The sequence below is a fragment of the Pseudomonas sp. XP1 genome, assembly GCF_053557675.1.
Genome location: NZ_JBNRIJ010000004.1, coordinates 88446 through 108459, shown reverse-complemented (window position 1 = coordinate 108459; position 20014 = coordinate 88446). Strand labels below are relative to the sequence as shown.

21 protein-coding genes are annotated in these 20014 nt (G+C 63.9%); 13 read left to right on the top strand and 8 right to left on the bottom strand.

The features are described from left to right. Positions 1 to 5: 5 nt before the first annotated feature. The 4 genes from ACK1U9_RS05675 (at position 6) to ACK1U9_RS05660 (ending at position 3574) form a co-directional block, all read left to right on the top strand. Entirely contained in the window at positions 6 to 803 is a 798-nt protein-coding gene (locus tag ACK1U9_RS05675; RefSeq protein ID WP_046613210.1) for a hydroxymethylpyrimidine/phosphomethylpyrimidine kinase, read from the top strand. Positions 804 to 816: 13 nt separating this feature from the next. After that, positions 817 to 1440: a thiamine phosphate synthase gene (gene thiE / locus ACK1U9_RS05670; RefSeq protein ID WP_153671471.1), complete on the top strand. Its 624-nt coding sequence runs from the start codon at positions 817 to 819 to the stop codon at positions 1438 to 1440. Positions 1441 to 1455: 15 nt separating this feature from the next. Next, positions 1456 to 2739: a glutamate-1-semialdehyde 2,1-aminomutase gene (gene hemL, locus ACK1U9_RS05665; RefSeq protein WP_108480708.1), complete on the top strand. Its 1284-nt coding sequence runs from the start codon at positions 1456 to 1458 to the stop codon at positions 2737 to 2739. A gap of 289 nt (positions 2740 to 3028) precedes the next feature. Further along, on the top strand, positions 3029 to 3574 hold the full coding sequence (locus ACK1U9_RS05660) for a tetratricopeptide repeat protein (protein WP_046613212.1): 546 nt from the start codon (positions 3029 to 3031) through the stop codon (positions 3572 to 3574). 3 nt (positions 3575 to 3577) lie between these two features. Here the strand turns inward: ACK1U9_RS05660 and ACK1U9_RS05655 are convergent, their stop codons facing one another. Then, positions 3578 to 3904, bottom strand: coding sequence for a DUF1820 family protein (locus tag ACK1U9_RS05655; RefSeq protein ID WP_013974341.1), 327 nt, complete (start codon positions 3902 to 3904; stop codon positions 3578 to 3580). 276 nt (positions 3905 to 4180) lie between these two features. On the opposite strand from ACK1U9_RS05655, the gene ACK1U9_RS05650 reads away from it, so the two are divergent. Genes ACK1U9_RS05650 through lnt form a run of 4 tightly spaced genes read left to right on the top strand, consistent with a single transcriptional unit; the run spans position 4181 to position 8036 of the window. Continuing rightward, a complete protein-coding gene (locus ACK1U9_RS05650; protein WP_013974342.1) occupies positions 4181 to 5179 on the top strand; it encodes a PhoH family protein in 999 nt (332 codons plus the stop codon). Then, positions 5172 to 5645, top strand: coding sequence for an rRNA maturation RNase YbeY (gene ybeY, locus ACK1U9_RS05645; protein WP_085599647.1), 474 nt, complete (start codon positions 5172 to 5174; stop codon positions 5643 to 5645). Before ACK1U9_RS05650 ends, ybeY begins: the two co-directional genes overlap by 8 nt. A 25-nt stretch (positions 5646 to 5670) precedes the next feature. Beyond that, complete coding sequence (locus ACK1U9_RS05640) at positions 5671 to 6510, top strand: HlyC/CorC family transporter (protein ID WP_046613214.1); 840 nt, start codon at positions 5671 to 5673, stop codon at positions 6508 to 6510. An 8-nt stretch (positions 6511 to 6518) separates the two neighbouring features. Further along, positions 6519 to 8036 carry an apolipoprotein N-acyltransferase gene (gene lnt / locus ACK1U9_RS05635; RefSeq protein WP_046613216.1) on the top strand — a complete coding sequence of 506 codons (1518 nt, stop codon included), beginning with the start codon at positions 6519 to 6521 and terminating at the stop codon, positions 8034 to 8036. Between the two features lie 64 nt (positions 8037 to 8100). On the opposite strand, the gene ACK1U9_RS05630 is transcribed toward lnt, so the two are convergent. Next, the gene (locus ACK1U9_RS05630; protein ID WP_046613217.1) at positions 8101 to 8862 is read right to left on the bottom strand and encodes a YdcF family protein; all 762 of its coding nucleotides are present in this window, start codon (positions 8860 to 8862) and stop codon (positions 8101 to 8103) included. A gap of 136 nt (positions 8863 to 8998) precedes the next feature. After that, positions 8999 to 9313, bottom strand: a complete 315-nt coding sequence (locus tag ACK1U9_RS05625; RefSeq protein ID WP_003257582.1) for a hypothetical protein — start codon at positions 9311 to 9313, stop codon at positions 8999 to 9001. 227 nt (positions 9314 to 9540) lie between these two features. Between ACK1U9_RS05625 and leuS the strand changes: the two genes are divergently transcribed. The 5 genes from leuS to ACK1U9_RS05600 all read left to right on the top strand — a co-directional run bounded on the left by leuS (position 9541) and on the right by ACK1U9_RS05600 (position 15575). Further along, positions 9541 to 12147: a leucine--tRNA ligase gene (gene leuS, locus ACK1U9_RS05620; protein WP_108480705.1), complete on the top strand. Its 2607-nt coding sequence runs from the start codon at positions 9541 to 9543 to the stop codon at positions 12145 to 12147. Positions 12148 to 12207: 60 nt separating this feature from the next. Beyond that, positions 12208 to 12813, top strand: coding sequence for an LPS-assembly lipoprotein LptE (locus ACK1U9_RS05615; protein WP_003257580.1), 606 nt, complete (start codon positions 12208 to 12210; stop codon positions 12811 to 12813). Between the two features lie 39 nt (positions 12814 to 12852). Continuing rightward, positions 12853 to 13890: a DNA polymerase III subunit delta gene (gene holA, locus ACK1U9_RS05610; protein ID WP_039613557.1), complete on the top strand. Its 1038-nt coding sequence runs from the start codon at positions 12853 to 12855 to the stop codon at positions 13888 to 13890. Positions 13891 to 14033: 143 nt separating this feature from the next. Then, positions 14034 to 14198, top strand: coding sequence for an alternative ribosome rescue factor ArfA (gene arfA / locus ACK1U9_RS05605; protein ID WP_025340762.1), 165 nt, complete (start codon positions 14034 to 14036; stop codon positions 14196 to 14198). Between the two features lie 60 nt (positions 14199 to 14258). After that, positions 14259 to 15575 carry a lytic murein transglycosylase gene (locus tag ACK1U9_RS05600; protein WP_449109750.1) on the top strand — a complete coding sequence of 439 codons (1317 nt, stop codon included), beginning with the start codon at positions 14259 to 14261 and terminating at the stop codon, positions 15573 to 15575. A gap of 133 nt (positions 15576 to 15708) precedes the next feature. On the opposite strand, the gene ACK1U9_RS05595 is transcribed toward ACK1U9_RS05600, so the two are convergent. The 5 genes from ACK1U9_RS05595 to ACK1U9_RS05575 form a co-directional block, all read right to left on the bottom strand. After that, positions 15709 to 16647, bottom strand: coding sequence for a S66 peptidase family protein (locus tag ACK1U9_RS05595; RefSeq protein WP_046613222.1), 939 nt, complete (start codon positions 16645 to 16647; stop codon positions 15709 to 15711). Positions 16648 to 16734: 87 nt separating this feature from the next. Continuing rightward, positions 16735 to 17751 carry a lipoyl synthase gene (lipA, locus tag ACK1U9_RS05590; protein WP_003257574.1) on the bottom strand — a complete coding sequence of 339 codons (1017 nt, stop codon included), beginning with the start codon at positions 17749 to 17751 and terminating at the stop codon, positions 16735 to 16737. 2 nt (positions 17752 to 17753) lie between these two features. Next, on the bottom strand, positions 17754 to 18401 hold the full coding sequence (lipB, locus tag ACK1U9_RS05585; protein WP_013974352.1) for a lipoyl(octanoyl) transferase LipB: 648 nt from the start codon (positions 18399 to 18401) through the stop codon (positions 17754 to 17756). Next, positions 18401 to 18676, bottom strand: a complete 276-nt coding sequence (locus ACK1U9_RS05580) for a DUF493 domain-containing protein (protein WP_043211184.1) — start codon at positions 18674 to 18676, stop codon at positions 18401 to 18403. The genes lipB and ACK1U9_RS05580 overlap by 1 nt, the downstream gene beginning before the upstream one ends. 73 nt (positions 18677 to 18749) lie before the next feature. After that, positions 18750 to 19910: a D-alanyl-D-alanine carboxypeptidase family protein gene (locus ACK1U9_RS05575; RefSeq protein ID WP_046613224.1), complete on the bottom strand. Its 1161-nt coding sequence runs from the start codon at positions 19908 to 19910 to the stop codon at positions 18750 to 18752. Positions 19911 to 20014: the final 104 nt, after the last annotated feature.

Sequence of the window (20014 nt, the reverse complement as noted above, 5' to 3'; positions counted from 1 at the left end):
CGACCATGAATACCTACAGCTCCCGCCCCGTTGTCCTCTGTCTATCCGGCCACGACCCCAGTGGCGGCGCCGGCCTGCAGGCAGATATCGAAGCCCTGATCGCCCAAGGCTGTCACGCCGCACCCGCGGTGACCGCCCTGACCGTGCAGGATACCGTCAACGTTTCCGACTTCCGCGTGCTCGACCGCGAGTGGGTGCTGGCCCAGGCCAACGCCGTGCTGGCCGACTCTACGGTGGCCGCCGTCAAGCTGGGCATGCTCGGTTCGATCGAAATGGTCGACACTGTCGCCGAACTGCTGGCCGCCCACCCGCACCTGCCGCTGGTCTGCGACCCGGTGCTGCGTGCCGGTGGTGGTGGCCGCCTGGGCAAGGACGAAGTGGGCTACGCCCTGCGCGAACGCCTGCTGCCGCTGGCGACCATCGCCACGCCGAACCTGCCCGAAGCCCGCATACTTGCCGAACTGCCCGAAGGCACCGCCGACGAGTGTGCCGAGAAACTGTTGCCGTTCTGTAGACACCTGCTGATTACCGGCGGTCACGGCGATGAAGACGAAATTCACAACCGCCTGTACAGCCGCGACGGCCAGCGCCACACCTGGACCTGCCAGCGCCTGCCGGGCAGCTACCACGGCTCGGGCTGCACCCTGGCCAGCGCCCTGGCCGGCCGCCTGGCCCTCGGCGAGCAGCTGGAAAGCGCCGTCCGCAGCGCCCTGGACTACACCTGGCGTACCCTGCGTGACGCCGAACAACTGGGCAAGGGCCAATTCGTGCCACGCCGCCTGCCGCTGGATTTCTGCTCCTGACACGAGGCCTCCAATGAAGCTACGCGGTCTGTACGCCATCACCGACAGCCAGCTGCTCGCTGGCCGTTTTCTGTCCCATGTCGAGGCGGCACTGGAAGGCGGCGTGTGCCTGCTGCAGTACCGCGACAAAAGTGACGACGCGGCGCGCCGCCTGCGTGAAGCCGAAGGGCTGCTGAAGCTCTGCGAGCGCTACGGCACCCAGCTGCTCATCAACGACGACGCCGAACTGGCCGCGCGCCTGGGCGTCGGCGTGCACCTGGGCCAGACCGACGGCCCGCTGACCCCGGCCCGCGCCCTGCTCGGCCGCCAGGCGATCATCGGCTCCACCTGCCACGCCAGCCTCGAACTGGCCACCCAGGCTGCCAACGAAGGCGCCAGCTACGTGGCCTTTGGCCGCTTCTTCAATTCCGTCACCAAGCCGGGTGCCCCCGCTGCCAACATCGAACTGCTGGAGCAGGCCCACGCCCAGGTGAAACTGCCGATCGCGGTGATCGGCGGCATTACCCTCGACAACGCCGCCCCGCTGGTCGCCCATGGCGCCGACCTGCTGGCGGTGATCCACGGCCTGTTCGGTGCCGACAGCGCGCAGGAAGTCACCCGCCGCGCCCGCGCCTTCAACGCCTTGTTCGCATCCTGATTCGAGAGAACCCCCATGTCCCGTTCCGAAGCCCTGTTCGCCCAAGCCCAGAAGCACATTCCCGGTGGCGTCAACTCGCCGGTCCGCGCTTTCAAGAGCGTTGGCGGCACGCCGCTGTTCTTCAAGCATGCCGAAGGCGCCTACGTCGTTGACGAGGATGACAAGCGCTACGTCGACTACGTCGGCTCCTGGGGCCCGATGATCCTCGGCCACGGCCACCCAGAGGTACTGGACTCGGTACGCAGGCAGCTGGAGCACGGCCTGTCCTATGGCGCCCCGACCGCCATGGAAACCGAGATGGCCGACCTGGTCTGCTCGCTGGTGCCGTCCATGGAGATGGTGCGCATGGTCAGCTCGGGTACCGAAGCCACCATGAGCGCCATCCGCCTGGCCCGTGGCTACACCGGCCGTGACGCCATCATCAAGTTCGAAGGCTGCTACCACGGCCACTCCGACAGCCTGCTGGTTAAAGCCGGCTCCGGTCTGCTGACCCAGGGCGTGCCAAGTTCGGCGGGCGTGCCGGCGGACTTCGCCAAGCACACCCTGACCCTGCCGTTCAACGACATCGTCGCCGTCGAGAAAACCCTGGCCGAAGTCGGCCAGACCGTTGCCTGCATCATCGTCGAACCGGTCGCCGGCAACATGAACTGCGTACCGCCGGCGCCAGGCTTCCTCGAAGGCCTGCGCGAGCAGTGCGACAAGCACGGCGTGGTGTTGATCTTCGACGAAGTGATGACCGGTTTCCGCGTTTCGCTCGGCGGCGCCCAGGGCCATTACGGCATCAAGCCGGACCTGTCGACCTTCGGCAAGATCGTCGGTGGCGGCATGCCGGTCGGCTGCTTCGGCGGCAAGCGTGAAATCATGGGCTGCATCGCCCCGCTCGGCCCGGTCTACCAGGCCGGTACCCTGTCGGGTAACCCGCTGGCCATGGCCGCCGGCCTGACCACCCTTAAGCTGATCAGCCGCCCGGGCTTCCACGCCGAACTGACCGACTACACCAGCCGCATGCTCGACGGCCTGCAACAGCGCGCCGATGCCGCTGGCGTGCCGTTCGTCACCACCCAGGCCGGTGCCATGTTCGGCCTGTACTTCAGCGGTGCCGACGACATCGTCACCTTCGAAGACGTGATGGCCAGCGATGCCGAGCGCTTCAAGCGCTTCTTCCACCTGATGCTCGATGGTGGCGTGTACCTGGCGCCGAGCGCGTTCGAGGCCGGCTTCACCTCCATCGCCCACGGCGACAAGGAGCTGCAGATCACCCTGGATGCGGCTGAGAAGGCTTTTGCAGCCCTGAAATAACACGCTGCACCGCGCTTTTGTGGGAGCGGCCTTGTGTCGCGAAAGGGCCGCAAAGCGGCCCCAGGATTTCAGCAGTGATGCACAGATTGCTGGGGCTGCTTCGCAGCCCTTTCGCGACACAAGGCCGCTCCCACAGAGGCCGGTACAGGCAACAAATACCCTTGCACAATCAGCTGACTTCCCCAACCAAGCAGAAATTCGAGTAAAACTTTGTAAGGTTGGCGCTGCTTATCCCATAATGTGCCACCAGAGACATTGGCCGCAGCTTTGCAGAGGTAAGTCGATCCCCATGAACCGCACCGGCCGCGCCCTGACCCTGGGCTGCCTGTTGCTTCTTCAGCCCCTGCTGGCCCTGGCGGAGGGCGGTAACTCGTTGCTGATTCCGGCGACGGGCCGCTGCACCTTGAATGTCCAGCCTGAAGACTTGGCAAACGCCCTCAAGGCTTGTGAGCAGACGGCAACGGCGGGGGATGCCCAGGCGCAATTCGAACTGGGCGATTACTACTACACGCAAACGCCGAAAAATCTGGGCAAAGCCTTGAACTGGTTCGAAAAGGCCTCGCTGCAAGGCCACGCCGAGGCCCAGTACCGCCTGGGCGCCATGTTCTTCCGTGGTGAAGGGGTCAAGGCCAACAATGTGCAGGCCTACATCCTGCTGAAGATGGCCGCGGTCAACGGCGCCGAGGATGCGCTGGACATGGCCGACGAAGTGACCGAGCAAATGCCCCGCGACGAGCTGGAGCATGCCACCCAGGTGCTCGGCCAGATCTTCCGCAAGTACCTGCTCGAACTGCAGAACGCCGAAGGGCGAACGCCGTTCTCGCCACTCCCCTGAGGGTTACTTTTCCGGCATCGGCATGGGGAACGGCATCACGTTGCCGCCGCCCTTGGCTTCGCTGATCTTAGCTGTGCCCAGTCGCTCCACCTCGTCGATGCGCACGATCGAGTGCATCGGCACGAAGCTGCGGATCACCCCATCGAACTGGCTTTTGAGCTTCTCCTCGCTCGGGTCCACCACCAGCTGCGAACGCTCGCCGAACACGAACTCCTCGATTTCCAGGAACCCCCACAGGTCGCTCTGGTAGATCTGCTTGGCATACATCTCGAAGACCTGCCCCTGGTTGAGGAAGATCACTTTATAGATGGCAGGTTCGCGTTTGCTCATGTTCGTCGGGATAACACATGCGTAAGAAAAGGCGGGCATCATAGCAGACAGGTTTGCTGATCTGTGTTGCCTGTCCCGGCCTCATCGCCGGCAAGCCAGCTCTCACAGGTACTGCGCCAGCTTCAGGCCTGTGCAATATCTGTGGGAGCCCGGCTTGCCGGCGATAGGGCCGGAGCAGGCCATACATACCGTTGAACGTTTCAGTGCTTTCGCCACTGGCATTCAAGGGTTATTCTTGAGTTCACATCCATTGCCGTCGAGCGGCTAAAAACGACCTTGAACGCACCCATACAACCCCATCGTTTCATCCTCGAACCTTTCGAGGCCCACCGTTTCGCCAACTTGTGCGGCCAGTTCGACGAGCACCTGCGCCTGATCGAACAGCGCCTGGCCATCGAGATCCGCAACCGCGGCAATCAGTTCGAACTGATCGGCGAACCCAAGACCACCTCCGCTGCCGAACAGCTGCTGCGCCGTCTCTACCGCGAGACCAAGGCCAGCGACCTGTCCCCGGAAACCGTGCACCTGTACCTGCAGGAATCGACCGTCGAGAACATCGACAACCCGGCCGTCAACGAGGTCAGCGTGTCGCTGCGCACGCGCAAGGGCAACATCCGCCCGCGCGGGGTCAACCAGCAACGCTACGTCAAGGAAATCCTGGCCAACGACATCAACTTCGGCATCGGCCCGGCCGGTACCGGCAAGACCTACCTGGCCGTGGCCTGCGCCGTGGACGCGCTGGAACGCGAACAGGTGCGCCGCATCCTGCTGGTGCGCCCGGCGGTAGAGGCGGGCGAAAAGCTCGGCTTCCTGCCCGGCGACCTGGCCCAGAAGATCGACCCGTACCTGCGCCCGCTGTACGACGCCCTGTACGAAATGCTCGGCTTCGAACACGTGGCCAAGCTGATCGAGCGTCAGGTAATCGAGATCGCCCCGCTGGCCTACATGCGTGGCCGCACCCTGAACAACAGCTTCATCATCCTCGACGAGAGCCAGAACACCACACTGGAACAGATGAAGATGTTCCTCACCCGTATCGGCTTCGGCTCCACCGCGGTCATCACCGGTGACATCACCCAGGTCGACCTGCCCCGTGGCACCAAGTCGGGCCTGGCGCACGTCATCGAGGTGTTGAAGGACGTTCCGGGGATCAGTTTCACCCACTTCCAACCCAAAGATGTGGTTCGTCACCCACTGGTGCAGCGCATTGTCGAGGCCTACGACCGCTTCGATGCCCGCCAGGCCAAGCCCGAGGCGCCAGGCAAAGATGCTTGAACTCGATATTCAACGGGCCACGGATGCTGCCGCCCCGGATGACACCGCCTTTCGCCGCTGGTGCGAACTGGCCCTGCGCCAGCGTAGCGCCGATTCGGAAATGACCATTCGCCTGGTCGACGAAACCGAAGGCCGCGAGCTGAACCACAACTATCGGCACAAGGACTACGCGACCAATGTGCTGTCGTTCCCGGCCGATGTCCCCGACGACCTGCTCGATATCCCGCTGCTGGGCGACCTGGTGATCTGCGTGCCGGTGGTCGAGCGCGAAGCCGCCGAACAGGGCAAGTCGCTGGAAGCGCACTGGGCGCACCTGGTCATCCACGGTTGCCTGCACCTGCTCGGCTATGACCACATCGAAGATGAGGAAGCCGAGGAAATGGAAGGCCTGGAACGGGAATTGCTGGCAGAACTGGGTCATCCCGACCCGTACGCCGACGATGAAACCGACACCATCACACACTGATACACGAAGGATCACGAGAACCGCCATGAGCGAAGATCGATCGAGCAACGGGCAGAAGTCCTGGCTGGGTAAACTGACCCAGGCTTTTGCCCATGAGCCGAAAAACCGCCAGCAACTCCTTGAACTGCTGCGCGAAGCCCATCAGAACAAACTGCTGGACAGCGAGGCGCTGACCATCGTTGAAGGCGCCATCCAGGTGGCCGACCTGCAGGTTCGCGACATCATGGTGCCGCGTTCGCAGATGATCAGCATCAAGGCCAGCCAGTCGCCGCGCGAGTTTCTGCCAGCGGTGATCGACGCCGCGCACTCGCGCTACCCGGTGATCGGCGAAAGCCACGATGATGTGCTCGGGATCCTGCTCGCCAAGGACCTGCTGCCGCTGATCCTCAAGGAGAACGGCGACAGCTTCAACATCAAGGACCTGCTGCGCCCAGCCACTTTCGTGCCCGAGTCCAAGCGCCTGAACGTGCTGCTGCGCGAGTTCCGCGCCAACCATAACCACATGGCCGTCGTCATCGACGAGTACGGTGGCGTGGCCGGCCTGGTCACCATCGAGGACGTGCTGGAGCAGATTGTCGGCGACATCGAGGACGAGCACGACGTCGAGGAAGACAGCTACATCAAGCCGCTGCCCAGCGGTGACTTCCTGGTCAAGGCGCTTACCCCGATCGAGAACTTCAACGAGTTCTTCGACAGCGAATTCTCCGATGACGAGTTCGACACGGTCGGCGGCCTGGTGATGAGTGCCTTCGGTCACCTGCCCAAGCGCAACGAAACCACCGAGATCGGCCCTTACAAGTTCCGTATTCTCAATGCCGACAGCCGGCGGATACACTTGCTGCGCCTGACACCGATCACCCGTTAAGGACAAACATGCGTTGGATCACCCGCCCCGGCTGGCCCGGTAACCTGCTGGCCCTGGCGGCCGGTGCCTCCACCCTCCTGGCCCTGGCGCCATTCGACATCTGGCCACTGGCCGTGTTGTCCATCGCCCTGCTCTACCTTGGCCTGCGCGAGCTCAGCCCGCGCCAGGCCATGTGGCGTGGCTGGTGGTTCGGCTTCGGCCTGTACGGTGCCGGCACCTGGTGGATCTACGTCAGCATGAACACCTACGGCGGCGCCTCGCCGCTGCTGGCCATCCTGCTGCTGCTAGCGTTCTTCGCCGCCCTGGCCTGGTTCTTCGCCCTGCCCACCTGGCTTTGGGCACGCTGGTTGCGGCGCACCGAAGCACCGCTGGCCGACGCCCTGTGCTTCGCCGCCCTGTGGCTGCTGCAAGAGGCCTTCCGCGGCTGGTTCCTGACCGGTTTCCCCTGGCTCTACGCCGGCTACAGCCAGCTGGACGGCCCGCTGGCCGGCCTGGCACCGCTGGGCGGCGTGTGGCTGATTTCCTTCGCCCTGGCCCTGACCGCTGCCCTGCTGTGCAACCTGCACCGCCTGCGCGGCCGCCCCTCGTTCCTGGCGGTGGGCTGCCTGCTGTTGCTGGCCCCGTGGGTGCTGGGCCTGGCGCTAAAGGGCCACGCCTGGACCAAGCCGGCGGGCGACCCGCTGAAAGTGGCGGCCATCCAGGGCAATGTCGAGCAGGACCTGAAATGGGACCCGGCACACATCGACGCGCAACTGGCGCTGTACCGTGACCTGAGCTTCAGCTCCAGGCCGGTGGACCTGCTGGTGTGGCCGGAAACCGCGGTGCCGGTGCTCAAGGACCAGGCCCAAGGCTATATCGACGTGATGGGCCGGTTCGCCGCCGAACGGCATTCGGCGCTGATCACCGGTGTGCCGGTGCGTGAAGTGGTGCATCACCAGCGCCGCTACTACAACGGCATCACTGTCACCGGTGAAGGCGATGGCACCTACCTCAAGCAGAAGCTGGTGCCGTTTGGCGAGTATGTGCCGCTGCAGGACATGCTGCGCGGCCTGATCGAGTTCTTCAACCTGCCCATGTCGGACTTCGCCCGCGGGCCGGAAGACCAGCCGCTGCTGCAGGCCAAGGGCTACCAGATTGCGCCTTACATCTGCTACGAAGTGGTCTACCCCGAATTCGCCGCAGGCCTGGCGGCCCGCAGCGACCTGCTGCTGACCATCAGCAACGACACCTGGTTCGGCACCTCGATCGGCCCGTTGCAGCACCTGCAGATGGCGCAGATGCGTGCGCTGGAAGCTGGCCGCTGGATGATCCGCGCCACCAACAACGGCGTGACTGCGCTGATCGACCCGTTTGGCCGTATTACCACTCAGGTGCCGCAGTTCCAGCAGGCGGTGCTGTATGGTGAAGTGGTGCCGATGCAGCAACTGACGCCGTACCTGCAATGGCGATCGTGGCCGCTGGCGATTGTCTGCGCATTGCTGCTGGTTTGGGCGTTGCTGGCCGGGCGCATTGCCAAGACCGTTTGAGTTTTCCTGTAGCGGCCTCTTCGCGGGGTCACCCGTGAAGAGGCCGGCACAGGCAACACAAGGCTCAATAAAACACCCGGTACCCCACCAACCCCGCGACTTCATTGAGCAACTGCCCGCTCTGCCACATCGCCCGGCTCTCCGGCAGCAACCCGCCGAACGGCCGCGCATGATCGCGCCCGAGGAACCCGACCGGCGCCGGCACCACCTCGAACCCCGCCTGCTCGAAACTCCAGCGCGAGCGCTGCATGTGCCACGCCTGGGTTACCACGACCACCCGGCGAATCCCCAACGGCTGCAACACCTTGGCCGTCAGCCGGGCATTCTCCCAGGTCGTGCGGCTCCCCTCCTCCCGCCATTTCACCTCGACGCCGAAATCTTCACGCAGGCGATCAGCCATCAACTGCGCCTCGCTCGGCGGCGTGCCATAGTGCAACCCGCCGCTGGTCAGCACCGGCAAGCCCGAAGCCTTGGCCAGTCGCGCGGCAAAGCGCATGCGCTCCAGCGCCGTGGCCGTGGGCTGGTCGCTACCCCCCCAGGCCGGGTCACCCCGTTCACGCCCCGCACCCAGCACCACGATGGCATCCGCCCGGCTTGCCAGGCCGGCCCAATCGCCTACCGCCAGCGGCGCTTCCGTCTCCAGTGCACGGGCGGTTTCCTGCACCACCAGCGGCAGGCTCATCAGCCACAGGCCACCAAGGCCCACGGCAAAGCACAGCGCTGCCAGCCTGGGCCGGCGGCGATGCAGCCACCAGGCCACAAGCAGCAGCAGGAACAGGACGCCTGGCGGCATCAGCCATTGTTTGATGAAGTATCGGATCGGCATTGGCCACACCTCCTTGGCAGGCGTGCAGCCTAGAAGGATCGACGCCGGTCAACAAGGGTGCGGCCGGCGCCGATCATGAGTTGTGCAATTTTTGAAGAACCGGCGCGCGATAGCCTGCGCCTGGCGTCCTGAACGGCTAGCGGTGTGGCAGCGTCCTGGATCTCGCCGTGCTGGCGGGGCGTTTCTTGTCCTTGAGCCAGATGATCTTGGCCGATGTCGGCTCCGCTTGTGGGTAACTGCCGACACAGGCATTGTGGCGCTCCGGGAGGGAATCCAGGTAGGCCTTGATCAGTTCGAACTCTGCGTGGCTCAGGCCGCGCAACTCCAGCTCGGCTGGCATTTCGTCGCGCAATCGCACCGATGTCCTGGCCACTTCCAGCGCCAGGCCAAGCCGGTCGATCAGGCGTTCGTATAGCTCCGGTCTGATTGCGGGTAGCTGCGTCTCTCCCATCCGTTCACCTCATTGAAGATAAGAATATCTCCCCCCACACCTGAGCTTAGCGTCGTTGCAAAAAGCAGCCGTGTGCCGCGACCAGCGGGCATTCGCAACGAAGGTTTCCCACGATGCGCGGCGCTGCTGTATGCTACGGCGTTCACTCTAAATGACACCGGAGTGCCGGACGCAGCGAGGTTCCGCTGCCTGGAACAAGGTCTCTTCCCTCTCAGCAAAAAGTAGCCATGCACGAACAATACACGCCCCGTGATATCGAAGCCGCCGCCCAGAAGTTCTGGGACGAGCAACAATCGTTCGCTGTTACCGAACAGCCAGGCAAGGACACCTACTACTGCCTGTCGATGTTCCCGTACCCGAGCGGCAAGCTACACATGGGCCACGTGCGCAACTACACCATCGGTGACGTGATTGCCCGCTACCAGCGCATGCTGGGCAAGAACGTCCTGCAGCCGATGGGCTGGGACGCTTTCGGCATGCCTGCGGAAAACGCGGCGATGAAGAACAACGTCGCCCCGGCCAAGTGGACGTACGAAAACATCGACTACATGAAGACCCAGCTCAAGAGCCTGGGCCTGGCCATCGACTGGGCACGTGAAGTCACCACCTGCAAGCCCGACTACTACCGTTGGGAGCAGTGGCTGTTCACCCGCCTGTTCGAAAAAGGCATCATCTACCGCAAGAACGGTACCGTGAACTGGGACCCGGCGGACCAGACCGTACTGGCCAACGAGCAGGTCATCGACGGTCGTGGCTGGCGTTCGGGCGCGCTGATCGAGAAGCGCGAAATCCCGATGTACTACTTCCGCATCACCGACTACGCCGACGAGCTGCTGGAAAGCCTCGACGAGCTGCCGGGCTGGCCTGAGCAGGTCAAGACCATGCAGCGCAACTGGATCGGCAAGTCGCGCGGCATGGAAGTGCAGTTCCCGTACGACCTGGCCAGCATCGGCCACGAAGGCACCCTCAAGGTCTTCACCACCCGCCCCGACACGCTGATGGGCGCCACCTACGTCGCCGTCGCCGCCGAACACCCGCTGGCCACCCAGGCCGCCCAGGGCAATCCGGCGCTGCAGGCGTTCATCGACGAGTGCAAGAGCGGCAGCGTTGCCGAAGCCGACATGGCCACCCAGGAGAAGAAAGGCATGGCCACTTCCCTGCTGGTCGAGCACCCGCTGACCGGCGAGAAGCTGCCGGTATGGATCGCCAACTACGTGCTGATGCACTACGGCGATGGCGCCGTCATGGCCGTACCGGCCCACGACGAGCGTGACTTCGAGTTCGCCCACAAGTACAACCTGCCGGTCAAGGCCGTGGTGCGCACCAGCGCTGGCGACCAAGTCGGCAGCGAGTGGCTGGCCGCCTATGGCGAGCACGGCCAGCTGATCAACTCCGGCGAGTTCGACGGCCTGGACTTCGCCGGTGCCTTCGACGCCATCGAAGCCGCCCTGATCCGCAAGGAGCTGGGCAAATCGCGTACCCAGTTCCGCCTGCGTGACTGGGGTATCAGCCGCCAGCGCTACTGGGGCTGCCCGATCCCTATCATCCACTGCCCGTCCTGCGGCGACGTACCGGTGCCGGAAGACCAGCTGCCGGTCACCCTGCCGGAGAACGTGGTGCCGGATGGCGCCGGTTCGCCACTGGCGCGCATGCCTGAATTCTACGAGTGCACCTGCCCGAAATGCGGCACCGCGGCCAAGCGCGAAACCGACACCATGGACACCTTCGTCGAATCGTCCTGGTACTTCGCCCGCTACGCCTCGCCGAACTATGAAGGTGGCATGGTCGACCCGAAAGCGGCCAACCACTGGCTGCCGGTAGACCAGTACATCGGCGGTATCGAGCACGCCATCCTGCACCTGCTGTACGCGCGCTTCTTCCACAAGCTGATGCGTGACGAAGGCCTGGTCACATCGAACGAGCCGTTCAAGAACCTGCTGACCCAGGGCATGGTGGTCGCCGAAACCTACTACCGTGTTGCCAGCAACGGCGGCAAGGACTGGTTCAACCCGGCCGATGTCGAAGTCGAGCGCGATGCCAAGGCCAAGATCATTGGCGCCCGCCTGAAGACCGACGGCCTGCCAGTGGAAATCGGTGGCACCGAGAAGATGTCGAAGTCGAAGAACAACGGCGTCGACCCGCAATCGATGATCGACCAGTACGGCGCCGACACCTGCCGCCTGTTCATGATGTTCGCCTCGCCGCCCGACATGAGCCTGGAATGGTCCGACTCCGGCGTCGAGGGTGCCAGCCGCTTCCTGCGCCGCGTCTGGCGCCTGGCCCAGGCCCACGTGGCCCAAGGCCTGCCGGGCAAGCTGGATGTCGCCGCCCTGGACGACGCGCAGAAGGTCATCCGCCGCGCCATCCACGCCGCCATCAAGCAGGCCAGCACCGATGTTGGCCAGTTCCACAAGTTCAACACCGCCATCGCCCAGGTGATGACCGTCATGAACGTGCTGGAAAAGGCCCCGCAGGCTACTGAGCAGGACCGCGCCCTGCTGCAGGAAGGCCTCGAGGCCGTCACCCTGCTGCTGGCACCGATCACCCCGCACATCTCTCACGAGCTGTGGCAACAGCTGGGCCACCAGCAGGCAGTCATCGACGCCAGCTGGCCAGCCGTCGACGAGGCAGCCCTGGTACAGGACACCGTCACCCTGGTGGTGCAGGTAAACGGTAAGCTGCGTGGCCAGGTCGAAATGCCGGCCGCCGCCAGCCGCGAAGAAATCGAAGCCGCCGCGCGCAGCAACGAGAACGTCCTGCGCTTCATCGATGGCCTGACCATCCGCAAGGTCATCGTGGTACCGGGCAAGCTGGTCAACATCGTCGCCAACTGATGGCAACGCCCGCCCGCAGCCACTGCGGGCGGGCGAACAGGCCCACAAGGGAGCAACAACATGATCAAACGCAATTTGCTGGTAATTGGCCTGGCGGTCATGCTCAGCGCCTGCGGTTTCCAGCTGCGCGGCACCGGCTCCACCGAGCTGAGCGTAAAGGAAATGGACGTCAGCGCACGCAACGCCTACGGCCCGACCGTGGTCCAGCTGCGTGAAGTGCTGCAACGTAGCGGTGTCAACGTGCACGCTGGCGCACCGTACCGCCTGGTGCTGACCAACGAGCAGGAGCGCGAGCGCTCGGCGACCTACAACAGCGGCAACCGTACCGCCGAATACGAACTGACCACCGTGCTGAACTACAGCATCCAGGGCCTGAACAACCTGGAACTGATGAGCGACAAGCTGGAGGTGCGCAAGATCTACTTGCGTGACGGCTCGAACATCACCGGCTCCGAGCAGGAAGCCAACCGCGCCCGCGAAGAAATGCGTCGCGACCTGGTCAACGCCATGGTCGTTCGCCTGCAGATGCTGACCCCGTCCCAGCTGGACGAGCTGCAGCGTCAGGCCGACGAGCGCGCCAAGGCCGAAGCCGCTGCGCTGGAGGCCGCTCGCCGCCAGCAGGCCGAAACGCCTCAGCAGTCGCCACTGGAAGTACCGGGCAACTAAGCCCGAGCGGGGTACCTTCGGGTGCCCCGCCTGTTTCCCATGAAGCTCGCCCCCGCCCAACTCAACAAGCATCTGCAAGGCGCACTGGCACCGGTCTACGTGGTCAGCGGCGACGACCCGCTGCTGTGCCAGGAAGCCGCCGACGCCATCCGCAACGCCGCGCGCCAGCAGGGCTTTGACGAACGCCAGGTATTCAGTGCCGACGCCAACTTCGACTGGGGCACCCTGCTCCAGGCTGGCGCCAGCCTGTCCCTGTTCGCCCAGCGCCGCCTGCTGGAATTGCGCCTGCCCTCGGGCAAGCCCGGTGACAAGGGCGCTGCTGCGCTGATGGAGTACTGCGCCAACCCCGCCGAAGACACCCTGCTGCTGGTCAGCCTGCCCAAGCTCGACGGCAGCGCGCAGAAGACCAAGTGGGGCAAGGCGCTGATCGAAGGCGCCCACTGCCAGTTCATCCAGATCTGGCCGGTGGATGTGCATCAACTGCCGCAGTGGATCAACCAGCGCCTGCAGCAGGCCGGCCTTTCGGCACAACGTGACGCCGTCGACCTGATCGCTGCACGCGTGGAAGGTAACCTGCTGGCTGCAGCGCAGGAAATCGAAAAGCTCAAGCTGCTCGCCGAAGGCAACCAGATCACCGTGGAGACCGTACAGGCCGCCGTCGCCGACAGCGCCCGCTTCGATGTCTTCGGCCTGGTCGATGCCATTCTCAATGGCGAAGCCGCGCATGCCTTGCGCATGCTCGAAGGCTTGCGCGGTGAAGGCGTGGAGCCACCAGTGATTCTCTGGGCCCTGGCCCGTGAGCTGCGCCAGCTGGCGGGGCTGGCCCAGCAGTTCAGCCAGGGCGTACCTCTGGACAAGGCCTTCAGCCAGGCCCGCCCGCCAGTCTGGGACAAACGCCGGCCACTGGTCAGCAAGGCCCTGCAGCGCCTGTCGGCGCAGCGCTGGGCGCAGTTGCTGCAAGATGCCCAGCGTATCGATGCACAGATCAAGGGCCAGGCCGAGGGCTCGCCGTGGACTGGCCTGGCGCGCTTGTCGCTGCTGATGGCCGGCCAGCGCCTGACACTCCCTCCCGAGTAAACCGTCCACCAGACTGTCCAGGTTGCTCCTACAAGGGTACATCCATGGACCCAGGTATTCGGCCATATACACAATCAATTGGCCCCACCCAGCCCCAAACCCTACAGTGCGCCGCGAAAGCCACCCAACCCGGGAACCTCACCATGAGCAAAAAGCCGAAAAAGCACGGCCCCAACAAGGCCAAGTCGATCATCGCCCAACCGCTGTTCCGCTGCCGCCAGGAGCGGCCGAACAAGGGCAAAGGCAGCTACCGCCGCGAAGCCTTCCAATCGAGAGATTGGGAGGCTTCCTACTTTTTGGCTGCATGAAAGCATCGAAAGCGCAGGCATGGTATGGTCGTCATCTGACCTGCAATTCTGGATCTGTGAATGCTCCTCAGTCTTCTCCCCCGCTGGAAAACCCGTCAGCTGATCGCGGCCTCCAGTTTCATCCTGCTCGTGGCCTGCGCAGAAAAGCCCACCGCCGCCGACGACCTGCCGCTGGCCCCCGCCCAGCCCGCCCCGGTGGTAACCCTGCCCGGCACGACGCTCGATACCAGCACTGAAATCCAGCCTCTGCAAACCTTCGCGCAATGGCAAGCGGGCTTTCGCCAGCAGGCCCTGCAAGCCGGCATTTCGCAGGACACGTTCGACCGCGCCTTTCTCGGCGTCACCCCCGACATGGATGTGATCAAGGCCGATCGCAGCCAGCCAGAGTTCACCCGCCCGGTATGGGAATACCTCGAAGGCGCTCTTTCCCCCCTGCGCGTGCGCAACGGCAAGAAGCTGCTGGAGCAGAACGCCGAACTGCTGACCCGCATCGAGCAACGCTATGGCGTCGATCGCCAGGTGCTGGTCGCGGTATGGGGCATGGAAAGCAACTTCGGCCAGTTCCAGGGCAACAAGTCGGTGATCCGCTCACTGGCTACCTTGGCCTATGAGGGCCGCCGCCCACAGTTCGCCCAGGACCAGTTGATCGCCGCGCTGCAGATCATCCAGCATGGCGATATCCAGCCTGAGGCCATGCGTGGCTCCTGGGCCGGCGCGATGGGCCAGACCCAGTTCATCCCGACCACCTACAACACCCATGCCGTGGACTTCGACGGCGATGGCCGCCGCGACATCTGGAACAGCACGGCAGACGCCCTGGCCTCGACAGCGCACTATCTGCAGAGCTCGGGCTGGAAACGTGGTCAGCCGTGGGGCTTCGAGGTCCAGGTGCCACCTGGCTTTGATTACTGGCAGGCCGATGGCGCCCTGCGCAAGCCCGTGAGCGAGTGGCTGGCAATGGGCGTGAAACTGCCTGCCGGTACCCAGTTGCCGGCGGGCAGCAACCAGCTGTCTGCCGCCCTGCTGCTGCCAGCGGGCGCGCGTGGTCCGGCGTTCCTGGTGCTGGACAACTTCCGAGCCATCCTCAAGTACAACAACTCGTCGTCCTACGCGCTGGCAGTAAGCCTGTTGGGTGATCGCTTCACGGGCTGGGGCTTCATTGCTGGCAGCTGGCCGAAAGAAGACCTGCCGCTCAGCCGCAGCGAGCGCATGGAACTGCAGAACCTGCTGAACCGCAACGGGCACGATGCAGGCAATGCCGATGGCATCATTGGCGCCAATACCCGCAAGGCGATCCGCAATGCCCAGCAGGGGCTGGGGTGGCCGGCAGATGGGTATCCGACCCACAAGCTGCTCGAGAGCCTGCGTCAGCCGTAAGAATCTTGGGGCCGCTGCGCGGCCCATCGCGACACAAGGCCGCTTCTACAAGCGATCGCGAACCATAGGGTACCGCGATCTCCTGTAGGAGCGGCCTTGTGTCGCGATGGGCTGCAAAGCAGCCCCGACAATCTCAAGCCTGGAAAAGATCCTGCTCCAGCAGCAAGCTCTGCCGAGAGCTATCCAGCATTACCCGAGCCCCCAACGGCAAGCACACATTCGGGTCACAATGCCCACTGCGCCACCCTGCCAGTACCGGCACACCCAGCGGTGCGAAGATGTCCTCCAGCAGGGGCGTCAACGCCACAGTGGTAATCCCGGCAAAGTCCCCCACCAGCACCCCCTTCACCCCCTCCAGCTTGCCCGCCAGGCGCAGCTGGGTCAGCAAGCGGTCCACCCGGTACAGCGGCTCGTTGACGTCCTCGATGAACAGGATGCAGCCCTGCGTATCCAGCTCGGCAATCGTCCCCAGGGTCGCGCCCAGCATCGACAGGTTGCCGCCCAGTAGCGGCCCGCTGGCCACACCATGTAGCACGCTGCTCAAGGCGAATTCAGCAGGGTGCACGATCTGCTCCCCTGCCCGCACATGCCCACCCAGCTGCGCCAGCAACGAAGCCTCGGTCGGTGGCAACTTGGCCCCCAGCAGGTCGGCATTGAGCATCCCGCCATGGAAGGTGACCAGCCCGGTATGCCGGTAGATCGCCGCGTGCAGCGCTGTGATGTCGCTGTAACCGATCAGCGGCTTGGGGTTGCGCCGGATAAGTTCGAAATCGAGCTGATCGAGCAGGCGCATGCTGCCGTACCCGCCACGCATGCACAGAATGGCGTCGATGGCCGGGTCGGCAAAAGCATCATGAAGGTCCTGCAACCGCTGCCGGTCCGGCCCCGCCAGATAGCCCTGGGCCTGAAGGGCACCCGGGTAGATGCGGCAACTGTAGCCTCGGTCAACGAACCACTGGTTGACCTTGTGCGTATCCAGCCGCGCCGCGCCGGCCGGGGCGACAATGGCAAAACAGGCATCACGCGGCAGCGCGGCGGGCAGGCTGGGTTGGAAGGTTTCGGCGCAATTCATCGCGGCTCCTTTCAGCGCGTGTGGCACAAACAAAAATGCCGATGCCGCCCTTCGGCGTGCATCGGCATGCGTGGCTCTGTGCTTGGCTCAGAGCTTGATCTTGGCTTCGTGAGCTTGCTGGTCGGCGTGGTACGAAGAACGTACCAGCGGGCCGGAAGCAACGTTCTTGAAGCCCATCTTGTAACCTTCCTCGGCGAACCAGGCGAAGGTGTCCGGGTGGACGAAACGCTGCACCGGCAGGTGGCTGCGCGACGGCTGAAGGTACTGGCCGAGGGTAAGCATGTCGATGTCATGCTCGCGCATGCGGTGCATCACTTCGATCACTTCCTCGTCGGTTTCGCCCAGGCCGAGCATCAGGCCCGACTTGGTCGGTACGTGCGGCACCAGCTGCTTGAACTTCTGCAGCAGGTCCAGTGACCAGTCGTAGTCCGAACCCGGACGCGCGGCCTTGTACAGACGCGGTACGGTCTCGAGGTTGTGGTTGAACACATCCGGCGGCTCTTGCGCGGTGATCTCCAGGGCAATATCCATGCGCCCACGGTAGTCAGGCACCAGGGTTTCCAGCTGTACGCCCGGCGACAGCGCGCGAATTTCGCGGATGCAGTCGGCAAAGTGCTGGGCACCACCGTCACGCAGGTCGTCGCGGTCCACCGAGGTGATCACCACATACTTCAGGCGCAGATCGGCGATGGCAATGGCCAGGTTCTTCGGCTCGTCCAGGTCCAGCGGTTTCGGCCGACCGTGGCCAACGTCGCAGAACGGGCAACGACGGGTGCAGATGTCACCCATGATCATGAAGGTGGCGGTACCACCGGAGAAGCACTCGCCCAGGTTCGGGCAGGATGCCTCTTCGCATACGCTGTGCAGCTTGTGCTTGCGCAGCAGCTGCTTGATACGATCTACCTCGGGCGACACCGGGATACGCACGCGGATCCAGTCGGGCTTCTTCGGCAGCTCTTCGGTGGGGATGATCTTCACCGGGATGCGAGCCACCTTTTCGGCACCACGCAGCTTGACCCCAGCTTCCACCTTCTTCGGCGCTGGGCGCGGGGTGGCATCCTGGGTAGGTATCAGGTTCGGCACGGCTTCTTGCACAGTTGTCATATTCAGTCGATTCCGCCCGTGAGGGTCGTCTGCTCAGCGTAGTCGAGGTGCTTGACCAGCTGTCCGCGCAGCCTTGTCCTGACCTCGTCGAGTTCGATCGGACCTGCCAGGTCGCGCAGCTGGGTCATCGCCAGCCCCGCATAGCCGCAGGGGTTGATTCGGCGGAATGGCGCAAGGTCCATGTCCACGTTCAGGGCAAGGCCGTGGAACGAACGGCCGTTGCGGATTCGCAGGCCGAGGGAGGCGATTTTCGCTCCGTCGACATAGACACCCGGGGCATCGGGCTTGGCCGCTGCCTGGACATCGTAACTGGCGAGCAGGTCGATGAGGGTCTGCTCGATACGACTGACCAGCTCACGCACGCCAAAGCCCAGCCGACGCACATCCAGCAGCAGGTAGGCCACCAGCTGCCCGGGGCCATGGTAGGTCACCTGGCCACCACGGTCGGTCTGCACCACAGGGATGTCGCCCGGCACCAGCAGGTGCTCGGCCTTGCCGGCCTGGCCCTGGGTGAAGACCGCAGGGTGCTCGACCAGCCAGACTTCATCCTGGCTATCCGGGCTGCGCTGCTCGGTGAAGCGACGCATGGCCTCCAGCACCGGTTCGTAGGGCTGCAGGCCAAGCTCGCGAAAACCGAGGCAGGCGGACATCAGAGCACCATTTTCACGATGCCGGTAGCGCGCAGGGCGCTGTTGATATCGTGCAGCTGGTTCTCGCTTTCGGCAACGATGTGCAATTGCACGGTGGTGTACTTGCCTTCCTTGCTCTGGCGCTCGGCCAGGGTGGAAAGGTCGACCTTCGCGTACTTGCTCAGGATCTCGATGACCGTGTCCTTGAAGCCGACAACGGTGTCACCGATGACCTTGATCGGGTAATCGTCGCAGGGGAATTCGATCTTGTGCGACTTGACGTCTGGTTCGCTCATGGCGGAAACGGCCTCGTAAGCCGTGGCAACAACAACGCCCCCGCAGGATACGCGGGGGCATGCAGGTCACGTATCAGTTGAACAACCCGTAGAAGAATAGACGGATGCTATCCCACATACGGCGGAAGAAACCACCTTCCTCGACGCCGTCGAGGGCGATCAGGTCGGCACTGTGAACCACTTTATCGTCCAGTTTGACTTCCACTTTGCCGATCACGTCACCTTTGGCGATTGGCGCTGTGAGCTGCGGATTCATGGTCATCGAAGCCTGCAGGCGCTTCAATTGGCCTTTAGGCATAGTCAGGGTCAGGTCGTTGGCCAGGCCGGCTTTCACTTCACCAGTCGCGCCCTTCCAGACAGGCGATTTGGTCAGCTCGGTGCCCTTCTGGTAGAAGGTCTGGGTTTCGAAGAAGCGGAAACCGTAGGTCAGCAGCTTCTGGGTCTCGGCAGCACGCGATTGCTCGCTGTTGGTGCCGAACACCACGGCGATCAGGCGCTGGCCGTCGCGAACGGCCGAAGCCACCATGCAGTAGCCGGCTTCGTCGGTATGGCCGGTCTTCAGGCCATCGACGGTCTTGTCACGCCACAGCAGCAGGTTGCGGTTTGGCTGCTTGATGTTGTTCCAGAAGAATTCTTTCTGCGAGTAGATGGCGTAGTGGGCCGGATCGACGTTGATGATCGCACGCGCCAGGGTAGCCATGTCGTGGGCGGAAGAGTAATGGTCCGGGTGCGGCAGGCCGGTCGGGTTCATGAAGTGGCTGTTGGCCATACCCAAGTCGGCAGCGGTTTTGTTCATCATGTCGGCAAAGGCGTCTTCGCTGCCGGCGATGTGCTCGGCCAGGGCGACCGAGGCGTCGTTACCGGACTGGATGATGATGCCGTGCAGCAGGTCGCTGACGGTCACCTGGCTGCCCACCTTGATGAACATGCGCGAACCGCCGGTACGCCAGGCGTTTTCGCTGACGGTAACCGGGTCGTTTTCACCGATCTGACCGCGACGGATGTCCAGGGTGGCGATGTAGGCCGTCATCAGCTTGGTCAGGCTGGCTGGCGGCAGTCGCTCGTCACCGTTGTTCTCGACAAGCACGTTGCCGCTGGACGCGTCCATGAGTACGTAGGACTTGGCTGCCAGTTGCGGTGGCGCCGGCGTCATCTGCTCAGCCGCGAAGGCGGCAGGCGTGATCATCAGCAGTACGGGCAGGCAAAGTCGTTTGGCAAGGTTGGTGATGTTCATCCGTCTCTCGAAAATCGCTAATGGTCTGATGTTCCCTGGGCAAGATCATGTGCCCAGCGCCAGTCAGTCTAGTTTTTGCGGCCGTAGGCCTGGCTCGCAATGTG

Coding starts and splice junctions, on each gene's coding strand:
- ACK1U9_RS05675 (WP_046613210.1), top strand. CDS start 6: ATGAATACCTACAGCTCCCGCCCCGTTGTCCTCTGTCTATCCGGCCAC.
- thiE (WP_153671471.1), top strand. CDS start 817: ATGAAGCTACGCGGTCTGTACGCCATCACCGACAGCCAGCTGCTCGCT.
- hemL (WP_108480708.1), top strand. CDS start 1,456: ATGTCCCGTTCCGAAGCCCTGTTCGCCCAAGCCCAGAAGCACATTCCC.
- ACK1U9_RS05660 (WP_046613212.1), top strand. CDS start 3,029: ATGAACCGCACCGGCCGCGCCCTGACCCTGGGCTGCCTGTTGCTTCTT.
- ACK1U9_RS05655 (WP_013974341.1), bottom strand. CDS start 3,904: ATGAGCAAACGCGAACCTGCCATCTATAAAGTGATCTTCCTCAACCAG.
- ybeY (WP_085599647.1), top strand. CDS start 5,172: ATGCTTGAACTCGATATTCAACGGGCCACGGATGCTGCCGCCCCGGAT.
- ACK1U9_RS05640 (WP_046613214.1), top strand. CDS start 5,671: ATGAGCGAAGATCGATCGAGCAACGGGCAGAAGTCCTGGCTGGGTAAA.
- lnt (WP_046613216.1), top strand. CDS start 6,519: ATGCGTTGGATCACCCGCCCCGGCTGGCCCGGTAACCTGCTGGCCCTG.
- ACK1U9_RS05630 (WP_046613217.1), bottom strand. CDS start 8,862: ATGCCGATCCGATACTTCATCAAACAATGGCTGATGCCGCCAGGCGTC.
- ACK1U9_RS05625 (WP_003257582.1), bottom strand. CDS start 9,313: ATGGGAGAGACGCAGCTACCCGCAATCAGACCGGAGCTATACGAACGC.
- leuS (WP_108480705.1), top strand. CDS start 9,541: ATGCACGAACAATACACGCCCCGTGATATCGAAGCCGCCGCCCAGAAG.
- ACK1U9_RS05615 (WP_003257580.1), top strand. CDS start 12,208: ATGATCAAACGCAATTTGCTGGTAATTGGCCTGGCGGTCATGCTCAGC.
- holA (WP_039613557.1), top strand. CDS start 12,853: ATGAAGCTCGCCCCCGCCCAACTCAACAAGCATCTGCAAGGCGCACTG.
- arfA (WP_025340762.1), top strand. CDS start 14,034: ATGAGCAAAAAGCCGAAAAAGCACGGCCCCAACAAGGCCAAGTCGATC.
- ACK1U9_RS05600 (WP_449109750.1), top strand. CDS start 14,259: ATGCTCCTCAGTCTTCTCCCCCGCTGGAAAACCCGTCAGCTGATCGCG.
- ACK1U9_RS05595 (WP_046613222.1), bottom strand. CDS start 16,647: ATGAATTGCGCCGAAACCTTCCAACCCAGCCTGCCCGCCGCGCTGCCG.
- lipA (WP_003257574.1), bottom strand. CDS start 17,751: ATGACAACTGTGCAAGAAGCCGTGCCGAACCTGATACCTACCCAGGAT.
- lipB (WP_013974352.1), bottom strand. CDS start 18,401: ATGTCCGCCTGCCTCGGTTTTCGCGAGCTTGGCCTGCAGCCCTACGAA.
- ACK1U9_RS05580 (WP_043211184.1), bottom strand. CDS start 18,676: ATGAGCGAACCAGACGTCAAGTCGCACAAGATCGAATTCCCCTGCGAC.
- ACK1U9_RS05575 (WP_046613224.1), bottom strand. CDS start 19,910: ATGAACATCACCAACCTTGCCAAACGACTTTGCCTGCCCGTACTGCTG.